8 protein-coding genes are annotated in these 13,462 nt (G+C 72.9%); all 8 read right to left on the reverse strand.

All coding sequences use genetic code 11. The annotated features are described in order from the left end of the window. Nucleotides 1–134: 134 nt before the first annotated feature. A complete protein-coding gene (locus tag ACN9MM_RS04840; protein ID WP_426368674.1) occupies nt 135–3,473 on the reverse strand; it encodes a CARDB domain-containing protein in 3,339 nt (1,112 codons plus the stop codon). 212 nt (nt 3,474–3,685) lie between these two features. Continuing rightward, nucleotides 3,686–4,696, reverse strand: coding sequence for a LacI family DNA-binding transcriptional regulator (locus tag ACN9MM_RS04845; protein WP_382858468.1), 1,011 nt, complete (start codon nt 4,694–4,696; stop codon nt 3,686–3,688). A 160-nt stretch (nt 4,697–4,856) separates the two neighbouring features. Further along, nucleotides 4,857–7,256, reverse strand: a complete 2,400-nt coding sequence (locus ACN9MM_RS04850; RefSeq protein WP_426362457.1) for a SpoIIE family protein phosphatase — start codon at nt 7,254–7,256, stop codon at nt 4,857–4,859. Nucleotides 7,257–7,417: 161 nt separating this feature from the next. Further along, the gene (locus ACN9MM_RS04855) at nt 7,418–7,741 is read right to left on the reverse strand and encodes a plasmid stabilization protein (RefSeq protein WP_426362458.1); all 324 of its coding nucleotides are present in this window, start codon (nt 7,739–7,741) and stop codon (nt 7,418–7,420) included. Between the two features lie 181 nt (nt 7,742–7,922). Next, nucleotides 7,923–8,105, reverse strand: a complete 183-nt coding sequence (locus ACN9MM_RS04860) for a CsbD family protein (protein ID WP_426362459.1) — start codon at nt 8,103–8,105, stop codon at nt 7,923–7,925. Nucleotides 8,106–8,201: 96 nt separating this feature from the next. Then, nucleotides 8,202–9,398, reverse strand: a complete 1,197-nt coding sequence (locus tag ACN9MM_RS04865; protein ID WP_426362460.1) for an FAD-dependent monooxygenase — start codon at nt 9,396–9,398, stop codon at nt 8,202–8,204. Nucleotides 9,399–9,433: 35 nt separating this feature from the next. Continuing rightward, entirely contained in the window at nt 9,434–12,349 is a 2,916-nt protein-coding gene (locus ACN9MM_RS04870) for a BTAD domain-containing putative transcriptional regulator (RefSeq protein ID WP_426362461.1), read from the reverse strand. A gap of 25 nt (nt 12,350–12,374) precedes the next feature. Then, nucleotides 12,375–13,316 (reverse strand): SDR family oxidoreductase, encoded by a 942-nt coding sequence (locus tag ACN9MM_RS04875; RefSeq protein ID WP_426362462.1) that lies wholly within the window; start codon nt 13,314–13,316, stop codon nt 12,375–12,377. Between the last annotated feature and the right edge of the window lie 146 nt (nt 13,317–13,462).

A 13,462-nucleotide genomic window follows, 5' to 3' on the forward strand; every position in this document is an offset into this window, starting at 1 on the left:
GCTCAGAGAGTTCCAGAGGATCGTGGGGTCGTCTACCGCTTGGGCGTCGTGAGTTGAGAAGGCGTCAGGAGCCGTGCGGAGGCATGCCGAAGCGGCGGTCCGCCGGTGGGCGGACCGCCGTTCCGGGGCCTGGATCAGGGACGGTTCACGACGAACTGCGAGCCGGGTTCGACGAGGACGTCGCCCTCGGCCGTGTGCGCGAAGGTGACCCCCGTCAGGGTGGCGCTGCCGCGGGCCCCGCTCATGGCCAGGAGGCCGGAGCCATTGACCGTGCCGTCGATGCGGACGTTGCTGATCCGGACGTCGGGCATGGCTCCCCCGCCCGTCTTGAACTGGATGCCGTCATAGGTCGAGTCGACGATCTCGGTGTCCCGGATGGTGACGCCCGGGATGCCCTGCCCCTGCGCGAACAGGGTGATGGCGCCGAACTCCTGGTCCTCGTTCCAGAACGCGCCGCCGGTGCGGTGCAGCGCGTTGTCGGCGATGAGGGTCTGGCCGCTGAAGGGCAGCGGGTCGTGGTCGGTGGCGAGCATGATCCCCGGGTAGTTCATGGTGTCGGAGATCAGGTTGTTCTCGATGGTGTTGCCGTAACCGCCGTAGACCGCGATGCCGTTGGCCCGCCACGGGAGCTGGACCGTGTTGTTGCGGAAGTGGTTGTCGTGGCCGACGTCCACCGAGGTGTCCTTGACGTACTTGCTGGCCCAGACGGCGAGGGCGTCGTCGCCGGTGTTGCGGAAGGAGGAGTTGTAGACGGTGGAGTTGCGGGTGCCGTTGGCGAAGTTGATGCCGTCGGCGTAGGTGTCGCGGATCCGCATGCCGCTGAACTCCAGGCCGTCGCCCGGCCCCCACAGCTCGGGGATGTTGGAGTAGTCGCGGCCGACCCAGACGCCGACGTTGGCGTGCTCGATCCAGAGGTTGCTGATCTTCGTGTTCCTGCCGAAGCGTCCGTTGAGCCCGACGCCGCCCTCGGCGTTGCCGTCGCCGCCGCGGATGGTGCCGGAGCCGAAGATGGCGATGTCCGAGATCTGGGTGTTGTCGTCGATGTCGAAGCCGAAGTTGCCCTCGTGCGGGTGGTTGATGCCGCCCGCGTTCTGCGGCGGGGTCAGCGTGTAGAGCTGCGAGTGCCACATGCCGGCGCCGCGGATGGTGACGTCACGGATGCCGACCTGGTTGTACTGCCCGCGGTTCAGCGGGTCGTCGGTCAGGATCTTCTGCTCCTGCCGCCACTGTCCGGCCGGGATCCAGACGCAGTCGATCTCGCCCTTCTGGTCGGCGGTGACGGCCCGCTGGAGGGCGTCGGTGTCGTCGATGCCGTCGTTGGGCACGGCACCGTACGCGGTGATGGAGACGCAGCCGGCCGGCTGGGGCGTGGGCGGGGCCACCTGCTCCAGGTCGATCAGGTCGACCACGTAGAAGGACGCCCGGTCGTCGCCGTCCCGCTGGAGCCGGAACCGGGTGCCCGGCGGGTAGGACCGGGTGAGCAGCGCGTGCGACTCGTCGAAGAGCCGGCGGGCGTCGCCGCCGGGCCGGTTGGTCAGGCCCTCGGGGTCGTCGGTGGTGCCGTACAGCCAGCTGTGCTTCGAGGAGAGGGTCAGCTTCTGTACGAAGACGTCGTCGGCGTAGAGGCTGAGGGTGGCCTCCGCTCCCCCGCCGGCGGCGGCGTCCGGGATCGAGTTGCGGACGGTGAGGGCGTTGGCTTGGTTGACCGAGGTGAACTCGACGTACTGCCCGTTCCCGTCGAGCCGGACGGACCGGCGGCCCGAGGACTCGGTGGCGAAGTTCGTGTGCCCGAAGGTGCGCAGGCGGTCGGTGGTGAGCAGGGTGCCCTGGTAGCGGGCGTCCTCCGCCTCGTACTCGGTGTACGGGACGGCGGCCCCGCGGCCGACGACGAGGGACCGGCTGAAGACGTTGTTGTTCTCGTCGGTCTCGGTCACGGTGCCGGTGGCGTCGGCGGTGGCGGTCAGGGTGGCGCCGCCGCTGGTGGCGGTCCATGTGCCGGAGAGCGCGACGGTGGCGGTCTGACCCGCGGCGACGGTGCCGGTGGTGCCGTCGAGGGTGGTGGTGCCGGCGGTGACCCGGGTGACGGTTCCGGCGGGGACCGCGGTGGTGCCGCGGTTGTGGACGGCGACGGTGAAGGAGACGGGCGCGCCGACCGCCGGGGCCGAGGGGTTGGCGGTGATGCCGGTGACCATCAGGTCGGGGCCGGGGCTCTGGCCGACGGTCAGCTTCGAGGCGGCGGTGCGGCTGTTGTTGGTGTCGTCGAGCTCCGCGACCGCGTTCGCCGGGTCGGCGGCGGCGGAGACGGTGTACGCGCCGACGGACCGGCGGCCGACGGGGACGTCGACCGTGGCGGAGGCCCCGGCCGGGAGGGAGGCGACCTGGGCGGTGCCCGCGACGGCGCCCTCGACGCTGACGCTCAGTGCGGAGGCGGGGGCCGCGGCGGTACCGGCGTTGCGGACGGTGGCCCGGACCGTGACCGCGTCGGTCTCGCTGGGGGCGGCCGGGGTCCAGGTGAGGTCGGTGACGACGAGGTCGGGAGCGGGGGCCGCGGTGCCCAGGACCTGGAGCTCGGCGACCTGGGCGCCGGGGGCGCCGGTGTTGGAGTGGAAGGTGAGCCGGATGTCGGCGAAGCGGCCGGTGACGGGGACGGTCACGGTGTTCTGCCCGGAGGACGGGCTGAACGCGTGGTCGGCGCGCGGCTTGAGGGTGGTGAAGGCGGTGGCGCCGGCGGGACGGCCCAGGATCTCGAAGGACTGGGTGCGCGGCCCCCACGCCTGGCCGGGGTTGAGCTTGACGACGACGCCCTCGACGTCGGCGTCCGCGCCGAGCTTCACGGTGAGGCTCGCGGGGAGGCCGGCCGACTCCCAGTAGGTGGCGGTGGAGTCGTCGTTGGCGTTCGCGGCCTGGTAGTTCTGGGTGACCGAGGTCGCCTCGACCGCCTTGCCCCGGGCCAGGTTGGTCCCGCCGACGGGCGGCTCGACGGTGCCGGGCTCGCCGTACACCTCGACGGCGGAGAGCTGGGCCGCGTTCCAGCCGGTGTTGGCGGTGATCTGGACGCGGACGTACCGGACCTGGCTGCCGTTCAGGGCGAGGGAGACGGCGTTCGCGGCGGCCGGGTCGAAGCGGCGGGCCTGGGCACCGGCGAGCGTGGTGAAGGCGCTGCCGTCGGTGGAGCCGAGGACGGAGAGGTTCTGGTCGCGGGCCTCCCAGCCGGTGGGCAGTTTGAGGACGACCCGGTCGGCGCGGACGGCCGCTCCGAGGTCGACCTGCGCCCACTGCGGGAAGGCACCGGCCGGGCCCTCCCAGTAGCTGGCCTGGCTGCCGTCGGTGAGGTTGCCCGCCGGGTAGGCGCCGAGGGCGCCGGAGACGGTGGCCGGTCTGCCGAGCGCGAGGTCGGTGTCGGCCGCGGCGGCGGCCTGCGCGGGGACGGGCAGCAGCCCGAGGGCGACCAGGGCCGCGATCAGCCACCCCATCGCCAGTCGTCGTCCGTACACAGTGACTCGCAATCTTTTGAGTGAATCAGTCAATGTTTTGCGATTACTGGTGGCACAGATTTCTACTGGATGACGACGCTGTCAACGGAACGGACAGGGAAATGACAAAGGCACCGCTTCCCGAGCCGTCCGAACGACGACAGGAAACGGTGCCTTTGAGGAGGAAGCGGTACGTCGCTCCCGGCGGCGCGCTAGCGCGCCGGAGGCGGGGCGGTGGAGCCGCGCACGACGAGCTCGGGCTCGAAGAGCAGCTCGCCCGGATGGGAGTGGACGCCCTGGATCTGGGAGCAGAGCAGTTCGACGGCGGCCCGCCCCATCGCCTCGATGGGCTGGCGGACGGTCGACAGCGGCGGCTCGGTGCAGTTCATGAACGCGGAGTCGTCGAAGCCGACGACCGAGACGTCCTGGGGGACGCGGAGCCCGCGCCGGCGTGCGGCCCGGATCGCCCCGAGCGCGAGCGGGTCGCTGGCGCAGACGATGCCGGTGACACCCTGCTCCAGCAGGCCGTTGGCGGCGGCCTGCCCACCCTCCAGGGAGAATATCGAGCGCACGATCTGCGCGTCGGGCAGCGGCGTGCCGGCCGCCTCGGCCGCGCCCCGCGCCGCCTGGAGCTTGCGCCCGGAGGGCACGTGGTCGGCGGGGCCCAGGAGCAGCCCGATCTTCTCGTGCCCGAGCGAGGCCAGGTGGCGCCAGGCCTGCTCGACGGCGACGGCGTCGTCGCAGGCGACGCAGGGGAAGTCGAGCCCCTCGATGGAGGCGTTGATGAGGACGACCGGGATGTTGCGCTCGGCGAGCTGGTGGTAGTGGTCGTGCGGCGCGTCGGCCTGCGCGAAGAGGCCTCCCGCGAACACCACGCCGGAGACCTGCTGCTGGAGGAGCAGGTCCACGTAGTCGGCCTCGGAGACACCGCCCTTGGTCTGGGTGCAGAGCACGGGCGTGAGGCCCTGCTGGGCGAGGGCGCCGCCGATGACCTCGGCGAAGGCCGGGAAGATGGGGTTCTGCAGCTCCGGAAGGACGAGTCCGACGAGCCGGGCGCGCTCGCCCCTGAGCTGGGTGGGCCGCTCGTAGCCGAGCACGTCGAGCGCGGTGAGCACCGACTGCCGGGTCGCCTCGGAGACCCCCGGCTTGCCGTTGAGGACACGGCTGACCGTCGCCTCGCTGACCCCCACCTTTTTCGCCACCTGAGCAAGTCGTCGCGTCATACACGCAAGACTAGCGCAAGCATCGCAAGAGTTTGACAGTGAGTTGCAGTTCTCGCGCAAATCGCCGCTGCGTCGGGTCCTCCGTGAAGTACCGGACCGCCGGTGGGTCCTCCCTGAAGTACCGGGCCGCCGGTGGGGCCTCCGTGGCCGTCCCGCGCGATCAGGGGTCGTCGGGGACAAGGATGTCCAGGACGCAGATGTCGTCGCGGTTTCCCGCCCGCAGCGCGGCGAGCGTACGGGCCATCATCTCGCTCCGGCCGTCCGCCAGGACCCTGACCGCGGTCTCGGCGAGCCGCCCGAGGCCCACCTCGATGTCCTCGCCCGGTTCCTCCACCAGGCCGTCCGTGTAGAGGAGCAGGTGGTCCCCGGGCAGGAGCTCGATCGTCTCCTGCCCGTACGCGGAATGGAACTCGGCCCCGAGCAGGCAGCCCTCGGGCTGAGCCAGGTAGCCCGCCTCGCCGCGGCGGATCAGCAGCGGCGGAAGATGCCCGGCACGTACCCAGGTCAGACGCCGGTCCCAGGGCCGGTAGCGGCCCATGACCATGGTGGCGGTGGCGCCGCCCGGCTCCGTCGCCGTGTGGAGGAGGAGCGTGTTGAGCCTGCCGAGGACGTCGGGGAGCGCCGAACCGGTGACGGTCATGCCCTTGGTGTAGAACCGCAGCTGCGCCATGGTGCCGACGGCGGGCAGCCCGTGGCCGGCCACGTCACCGACCACGAACAGGGCGCTCTTGTCGGGAAGTTCGATCGCGGAGTACCAGTCGCCCCCGACGTTCACGCCGCTGTCGGCGGGTACGTACGCGACGTCGACGCACAGCCCCGCGAGGTCGAGCGACCGTTCGGGGAGGGGCAGCAGGGTCTCCTTGAGGCGGGCGCCCAGCGCGCGTTCGGCCTTGAGCATGCCGCGCTGGACGAGGTTGGCGCGTTCGCTCTCGACCAGGGCGCGTTCGGCGTCGCGGAGCTCGGTGAGGTCCTGGATGAAGCCGTGCACCTCGACCGGGGCGCCGTCCCCCTCGGTCTGCACCCTCGCGACGATCCGCAGGTGGCGCACCCCCCTCGGCGTTCTGACACGGAACGACTCGTCGACCGCCTTGCCGTCATCGAGCAGCCGCCGGAGGGCCGCAGCCAGCCTCGGCACGTCGTCCGCCACCAGATGGTCGGGCAGTTCCCCCATCCGTAGCGGGCCGAGCGCGGGGTCGCGGTCGAAGACGGCGTAGACGTGGTCGGACCAGGTGACCGTGTCCGTGGCCGGTCTCCAGACCACCCAGCCGAGGTTGCCCAGGCGCTGCAGTTCGGCGAGCCTGAGGGACTCCCGATCGCCGGTGTCGTGGTGGATCCAGGACACCACCAGCCGGTCTCCCCGCCGGGACACCCGGACCGAGTACACCGACCGCTTCGGAACTCCCGCGGACACCTCCTCGTAGGTGAAGGGTTCGCTCTCGTAGACCGTCCCGGTGGTCAGCGTCTCCAGGTAGCCGTCCCAGAGCGCGCTGCCCGCCAGGGTGGGGTACGTCTCGAGGACCCGCCGTCCGACCAGCTCCTTCCCGCGCCGTCCGGCCACGTCGAGGGACTCCGGGGCCGCCGCGTCGATGCGGAAGTCCTCCACCGCGCCCGCCTCCGACCGCACGGGGGTGAGCAGGACGACCGGTCCGGGAAGGGCGTCGAAGACGCTCTGCACCGCCTCGACGTCCTCGTCAGGCGTGCCCGTTCCGCGGGATTCCCGGGCCTCCCGGAGGATGCCTCCGCAGAGCCGTACGGCACGCCGCAGGAGGGTGCGGGTGGGCGGGTCGAAGGGGCCCGCCCGGGAGCGGAGGAAGCCCACGACCGCTGTCGGGGGTGAGCTGCCCGGTACGGCGATCCAGGCGCGCGAGGGCCACCGTTCCGGCGAGTCTCCGATCAGCAGGTACGCGGCGGCGTCCACGTCCGGGTCCTCCAGCCAGACGCCCTCGCGGGTGATGGTCGCCTCCAGCGCCGCCACGCGGCCGAGCGGCGGGATGTGACTCCACTGCTCGGCCAGTTCCGCGTCGACGCCGGCGTGCCCCGCCAGCTCCAGGCTTCCCGCGGCCGCCGGCCGGTAGATCATGACGGCGTCCACGCCCTCGGCCCCGCCGAGCAGCGCCCGCAGCAGTTCCGCCACGTCGTCCGCCGTACGGGCGCCGGCGAGCTCCTCGGCCAGCCGGGCGAGGAGCACCCTGGACCCGACGGGACCCTGGTCGCCGACGGCGTGGCGGCCCGCAGGGGGCGACACCGGGGCCGGCTCGGAGGCACTCCGCGGCGCCGTCGGCGCGGGGCAGGGGGCGAGGCGGCTCAGGAGGATCCAGCACTCCTCCAGGAGGGTCCCCCGCCGCTTCTCGGCCCTGGCGAGCAGCAGCTGGTACGCGGCGTCCGCCGACACGCCCGTCTGGGCCATCAGCGCGCCCTTGGCCCGCTCGACCACGGCCGCCATCGAGGCCACGCCCTCCAGGTCGGCGACCTCGGCACGCAGCGTCGTCACGACCTTGGCGAGAGCGAGCACCTCGGGTGCCGTGCCGCCGGCGGCGGGAAGCACGGAATCGCCCTCCATACAAATGAGCATGCCACGCGGCGGGTGCGGTCGCTCTGTTCCCGTTTAGGGCGGCTCCCCGGGCCGGACGGGAAGGGCCGGGAGGGGTATTCCCTCGCACGGCGTGTCCGGCTCGGCCCGGAGGGTGACACCCGTGGTCGTACCGGAACGCGGCTGGCGTGTCAGTGGCCTAGCCTGCGCTTGAGTTCGGCCTTGTTCATCGAGGAACGGCCGTGCAGGTTGCGGCGCTGCGCCTCGGCGTAGAGCTGGTCGTACGTGGGTCCCTGCGCGCCGCTGTGGGAGCGCTGTCCACCGCGCTTGCCGGAGGACATGTCCTGGGTCGAGCTTTTGCTCGCCGTCCTGGACTCGCCCGCGCGGGCCCGCTCCTTGTTCACGGTGCGCGCCGCGATCTCCTTCGCCCGCTCCGGGCTCTCGCCGCGCTCCTCCGCGCTCTCCTTGATGTGCTCGTACTGCCGCTCCCGCTTGGGGCTGGATCCTCGGGGCATGACGACTCCTTCGCGAGGACGGGACCGGCCGGAGGGCACCGCGGGGACGGTGCGGCCGATCACCCGTACATGATGGCGGGCGCCTACCCGCCCCGCGCTCTCGCACGCCTCCCGGAAGGCCCCCGGACCGGCACGCGGCGGCGGGCACGGCGTCCCTGCCGCGCCCGCCGCCGCGTGCCGCTCACCTCTTCTTCTCGCCCATCCTCCGCATCCGGTCCGCGGCGTCCGCCGCCGACTCCTCGACCCGACCCTCGACCTTCTGCGCCTTGCCCTTCATCTCCATGCTCTTGTCGTCGGTCATCGAGCCGATCTCTTCCTTCGCCTTGCCCTTGATCTGCTCCGCCTTGCCCTTCATCTTGCCCATGGAGCCTGCCTCCCTGATGACGGGTACCGACCGTTGCGGGGTACCGACTGCCTTGGCGGCTACCCCTTGACGGGGATGCCATGCGAGGCAGGCCGCTCAGCGCGCGGCGACCGTCTCGTAGTCGCGCAGCGTGATGTTCTCCGCGGCCTTGCGGGCGATCTTGGCGGCCATGTTCTTGCCCGGCAGGTAGGGCATGACCTTGTAGTAGCGGTTGAGGAGCGAGGCCGCGACACGGCTCCCGGGGACCATCAGTCTGGCGACGCCGTCGCCCATCTTCTGGCAGCCCTCCGCGTACGCGCGCATCTCCCGCTCGTAGCGGGCGAACGCGACGCGGTGGTCACCGCGCGCGGCGGCCAGTTCCCCGGCGAGGACGTACGCGCCGACGAGGGCGAGCCCCGAGCCCATGCCCGACAGGGAGGACGGGCAGTAGGCGGCGTCGCCGGGCAGGGCGACACGGCCGCGCGTCCAGCTGTCCATGTGGACCTGGCCGACGGAGTCGAAGTAGAAGTCGGTGGCGTGGCGCATGTCTTCCAGCAGCCGGTCGCTCTGCCAGCCGCTTCCGGCGAAGTGCTCGGCGAGGACGGCCTGCTGTCGCGGTACGTCGCGGCGGTCGAGGTCGAGGAGCGGCGAGCCGAAGTAGAACACGGCCTTGGCCTCGGTGTTGTCGCGTGCGCTGTACATCGCCGCCAGCCTGCCCGCGGTGCGGTGGGCGTGGCCGGTGTGGTCGAGCCCCAGGTGGTTGTCGGTGGTGAAGATCGCGCAGTAGACGCCGAGGTGCCTCACGTACCGCTTCTCCGGTCCGAACGCCAGGCGCCGGGTGGTGGAGTGCAGCCCGTCGGCGCCGATCACCAGGTCGAAGCGGCGCGGTGCGGCGCGTTCGAAGGTGACGGTCACGCCGTCGGCGTCCTCGTGGAGGGAGGTGACGGAGTCCCCGAAGAGGTACTCGGTGTGCTGCTCGGTGGCGTCGTGGAGGATGCGGGACAGGTCGCCCCGGAGGACCTCCAGGTCTCCGGCGAAGAGGTCGGCGGGTAGTTCGGCGACGGGCTTGCCCGTGCTGTCCACGTACGACATGGAGCCCGTTCCGGTGCGGACGCGCTCCAGGTCGGCCAGGATCCCCATGCGGCGGAGGACCGACAGGTGCGCCTCGCCCCGGAAGTCGACGGCGTAGCCGCCGTCACGCAGAGCGGGCGCGCGCTCCACGATCGTCGGGGCGAAGCCGTGGCGGTGGAGCCAGTGGGCGAGGGCGGGGCCGGCGACGGAGGCGCCGGAGATGAGGACGCTGTTGTTCTTCATGGGCGACAGCTTCGGGGGGACCGCTCACCGCGGGCTCACCGCGGACTCACCGCGTCGATGACGGACTCGGGCAGGCCCATCATGCGCAGGGAATCCCGGTCGGCGGCGCCCAGTACGGCCGTCGCGGCGTCGGCGGCATCACGGTAGCGGGCCACGGCGGTGGTGCGGTCGCCGCGCGTCTCGGCGACGCGGGCGAGCCCGGCGAGGGTGCGCACCCGGTTTCCCGCGCTCTTGACCCAGTGCGGGTCGGTCCGTTCCAGGGCCTCGGTGTACAGGCGTTCCGCCTCGGCCGGATCCTGGTCGAGGAGGGCCATGTCACCGAGGCCGCGCAGGGCCGCGGCGAGGTAGGTGGAGCTGCCGGCGCGACGCGCGAGGGCCGCGGCCCGCGCGTAGGCGGCGCGGGCGGCCCGGGCGTCGTCGTCGACGACGTGATCGCCCCGGTTGACCAGGAGGTCGGCGCTGTCCTCCAGGGCGCCGAGCTGCTCGGTGAGCGCGAGGGCCGCGTCGGTGAGGGCGATCGCCGTCGTACGGTCGCCGCTCGCGCCCGCCAGACCGGCGAGCGCGTCCAGGGCCAGCGCGTTGCCCCACCGGTCGCCGACCGAGCGGAAGCCCTCGACGGCCGCGCCGAAGGCCTGTTCGGCACCCGCCGTGTCCCCCTCGCCGAGGAGCGCGAATCCGGAGACGTACCGGGCGAGCGCCCGCACCCAGGGCTCGGGGCAGTCGTGCTGTGAGGCCACCAGCGCGAACGCCCGCCCCGGGTCGTCCTCCGTGGCGTTCCGCATCATCCACGGCAGCAGGACGGCCGGATGGCGGCCCGCCAAGGCGCCGGACCACGCGGCGGCCAGGGACTGCTCGGCCCGCGCACGGTGCCGTTGCCACACCGCGGAGCCGCCGGGCGCGGCCGCCGCGAGGAGGACGCAGGCCACGTACTCCTCGCCGAGCCCGGCCGGGGGCCGGTCGCCGAGGGCGTCGAGGGCGTCTAGGGCGGCTAGGGCGTCGAGCAGCGCCGCCGCCTGCGGTGCGACCGAGGCCGGCAGGCCACGGATCCACAGGTAGGTGGAGGCCGAGGCGAGCAGGTCGAGGAGCGTCCCCCACTCGGCCGCCCGGACCGCCCAGCGCGCGGCCGCAAGGAGGTTGCCGTGCTCGGCCGCCAGCACTCCCAGCCACTCCAGCTGCTCGTCCCGGCGCAGGTGCGGATCGGCGGTCCTCGCGAGGTCCAGGACGAGCCGGGCGTGGGCACGCCGTACGGTGTCGTCCTCGCCCGCCGCCTCCAACCGCTCGGCGCCGTAGGCACGGATCGTCTCCAGCATGCGGAAGCGTCCGCCCGCGAACTCCAGGAGCGACTTGTCGATCAGCGACTCGAGCGTCTCGCCGTCACACGCGCACACCTGCCGCGCCGCGGCGGCCGTCGCGCCCGCGGCGAAGACGGTGAACCGTCGCGCGGCCCGCTGCTCGGACGCGGAGAGCAGTTCCCAGCTCCAGGCGACCACCGAGCGCAGGGTGCGGTGCCGCTCGTCGGCCGTGCGGTTGCTGCGGGCCGTGGCCATCCCGAGCCGGTCGTCGAGCCGCCCCGCCAGGTCGTGGAGGTCCATCGTGCGCAGCCGCGCCGCCGCAAGCTCGATGGCCAGCGGCAGGTTGTCCACGGCCGCGCAGACCCGTCGCACCCTGCCGGTGTCGGCGGCCGAACCACGCCGCACGGCATCGGCCCGATCGGTGAACAGCCGTACGGCCGCGGCCTCGTCGAGGGGCCGGACCTGCCAGAGGCTCTCCCCGATGACCGCCAGCGGCTCCCGGCTGGTCGCCAGGACCCTCAGTCGCGGGCAGGCCGCCAACATCCGTGCCGCCAGGGCCGCGACCTCGTCGATGACGTGCTCGCAGTTGTCCAGGACGAGCAGGAGCACCCGGTCGGACAGGGCCGTGATCAGGCGCTCGGTGGGCGTCTGACCGCCCCCTCCCGGCTGGAGCCCGCTCTCGCGCAGGCCCAGGGCGCCGAGCACCACCTGCGGCAGGTCCGTGCCGTCGCGCACGGGGGCGATCTCCACGAAGCACACGTCGTCGTCGGCGACGCCGGCGACCTCGACCGACAGCCGGGTCTTGCCGACGCCGCCGGGGCCGGTCAGGGTGACGAGCCGGGCCACGCGCAGCAGACCGGCGATCTCGTCCACCTCTCCGGCGCGGCCGACGAAGGACGTCAGCGGGGCGGGCGGCGCGACGGGCGAGGGAGAGGGATCGACGCTCAGCATCTCCCGGTGCAGCGCGACCAGTTCGGCCGAGGGATCGGCGCCCAGCTCCTCGGCCAGATGCTGCCTGGTCTCCTCGAACACCACCAGCGCCTCGGCCTGCCCGCCCTCGGCGAACAGCGCCCGCATCAGCAGTCCCGCCAGCCGTTCCCGTAGCGGATGACGGCCGACCAGTCCACGCAACTCGGGGACGGCCGCCCGGCTCCTGCCGAGCCGCAGCTCTCCCTCGATCCGGTCCTCCAGCGCTCCGAGCCGGCACTCCTCAAGACGGGCCACCGCGGCCTGGGCCGACTCGCTTCCGGCGATGTCGGCCAGGGGCGCGCCCCGCCACAGCCCCAGCGCCTCGTGCAGCAGCGCGACCGCCCGCGCGGAGTCACCGTCGCTCAGCGCGGTCCTGCCCTCGCCCGCCAGCCGCTCGAACCGGCAGGCGTCCACGTCGTCCGGGTCGACGACGACGCGATAGCCCGCGCCGGCCCGCTCGATCGCCGCCGCGCCCAGGGTCGCGCGCAGCCGGGACACCTGGGCCTGCAACGCGTGCGCGGACACGGATCCGCCGGGGGCGATCTCCTCCGCCAGCCGGTCGGCCGACACCACGTCCCCGGGGCTCGTCAGCAACAGCGCCAGGAGCGCGCGCCGCGCCGGGCCGCCCAGCGGGACCTCCGTTCCGTCATCGCGCCGTGCCAGAGTCTCGCCCAGGATGGAGAACCGCATGCCGGCGATTATCCACCAGCGGTGATCACGCGAGGGGGCCGAGGTACGTCCCGCCCGAGACATCGATGGTCTGGCCGGTCACCCACCGTCCCTGCGGCCCGGCGAGGAAGCCGACGACGTCGGCGACGTCCTCCGGCTCGCCGATCCGGCCGAGCGCGGTGATCGACTCCAGTCCGGCGACGACCTCGGGGATGGCGGTGTAGCCGGCGGTCATGTCGGTCCGGACCGCACCGGGCGCGATCGTGTTCACCGTGATGCCGCGTGCGCCGAGTTCGTTGGCCAACGACGGGGCCATCGCCTCGATCGCCGCCTTGCTGATGGTGTAGCCGATCTGGGTGGACACCGCGAACCGGCTGGCCGTCGAACCCATGTTGATGACGCGACCGCCGTCGTTGAGCAGCGGTAGGGCCCGCTGGATCACGAAGAACGGTGTCGCGACGTTGACGGTCAGCAGCCTGGCGAACTCGTCCGGAGTGACCTGCGCGATCGAACTCCCCGAACCGATACCGGCGTTGTTGACGAGGATGTCGAGGCCGCGCCCCGCGAGTCCCGGGACCAGGCCCTCGAACAGCCGGTCCACCGCGCCGTCGTCACCGAACCGGGCCCGCACGGCGAAGGCCCGGCCGCCCGCCGCCTGGATCCGCGCGACGGTCTCCCGGGCCGCCTCGTCGTTGCCGCCGTAGTGGACGGCGACCAGGGCCCCCTCGGCGGCCAGCCGCAGGGCGATGGCCCGCCCGATCCCCCGGGACCCACCGGTCACGAGCGCCGTCCGACCACGGAGGGGGCCCGCCCCGAACGCCCGTGCGCCCGCCGCGATCTCCTGCGTGCCCGCCGTGAACTCCCGCGCGCCCACGACGTTCTCCGCGTTCTCCTGCGCGCCCACACTGTTCTCCACGTTCTGCGTGCCCATCACGTACTCCGCGTTCCCCTGCGCGCCCACGCCGTTCTCCACGTTCTGCGTGCCCATCACGTACTCCCCGTCTCGCGGCCGGGCCTCGGACGATCCGGCGACGGGCATGACAGTGACAGCGCCCCCTCACCGCCGACTCACCACGGGCTCACCGCGGCTCACCGGCCCGGACGGCGGCGCGCAGCCGGCGGATGAAGCCGAGC

The organism is Streptomyces sp. E-08, assembly GCF_049913095.1.
Taxonomy (GTDB): domain Bacteria; phylum Actinomycetota; class Actinomycetes; order Streptomycetales; family Streptomycetaceae; genus Streptomyces.

Coding starts and splice junctions, on each gene's coding strand:
- ACN9MM_RS04840 (WP_426368674.1), bottom strand. CDS start 3,473: ATGGGGTGGCTGATCGCGGCCCTGGTCGCCCTCGGGCTGCTGCCCGTC.
- ACN9MM_RS04845 (WP_382858468.1), bottom strand. CDS start 4,696: ATGACGCGACGACTTGCTCAGGTGGCGAAAAAGGTGGGGGTCAGCGAG.
- ACN9MM_RS04850 (WP_426362457.1), bottom strand. CDS start 7,256: ATGGAGGGCGATTCCGTGCTTCCCGCCGCCGGCGGCACGGCACCCGAG.
- ACN9MM_RS04855 (WP_426362458.1), bottom strand. CDS start 7,741: ATGCCCCGAGGATCCAGCCCCAAGCGGGAGCGGCAGTACGAGCACATC.
- ACN9MM_RS04860 (WP_426362459.1), bottom strand. CDS start 8,105: ATGGGCAAGATGAAGGGCAAGGCGGAGCAGATCAAGGGCAAGGCGAAG.
- ACN9MM_RS04865 (WP_426362460.1), bottom strand. CDS start 9,398: ATGAAGAACAACAGCGTCCTCATCTCCGGCGCCTCCGTCGCCGGCCCC.
- ACN9MM_RS04870 (WP_426362461.1), bottom strand. CDS start 12,349: ATGCGGTTCTCCATCCTGGGCGAGACTCTGGCACGGCGCGATGACGGA.
- ACN9MM_RS04875 (WP_426362462.1), bottom strand. CDS start 13,316: ATGGGCACGCAGAACGTGGAGAACGGCGTGGGCGCGCAGGGGAACGCG.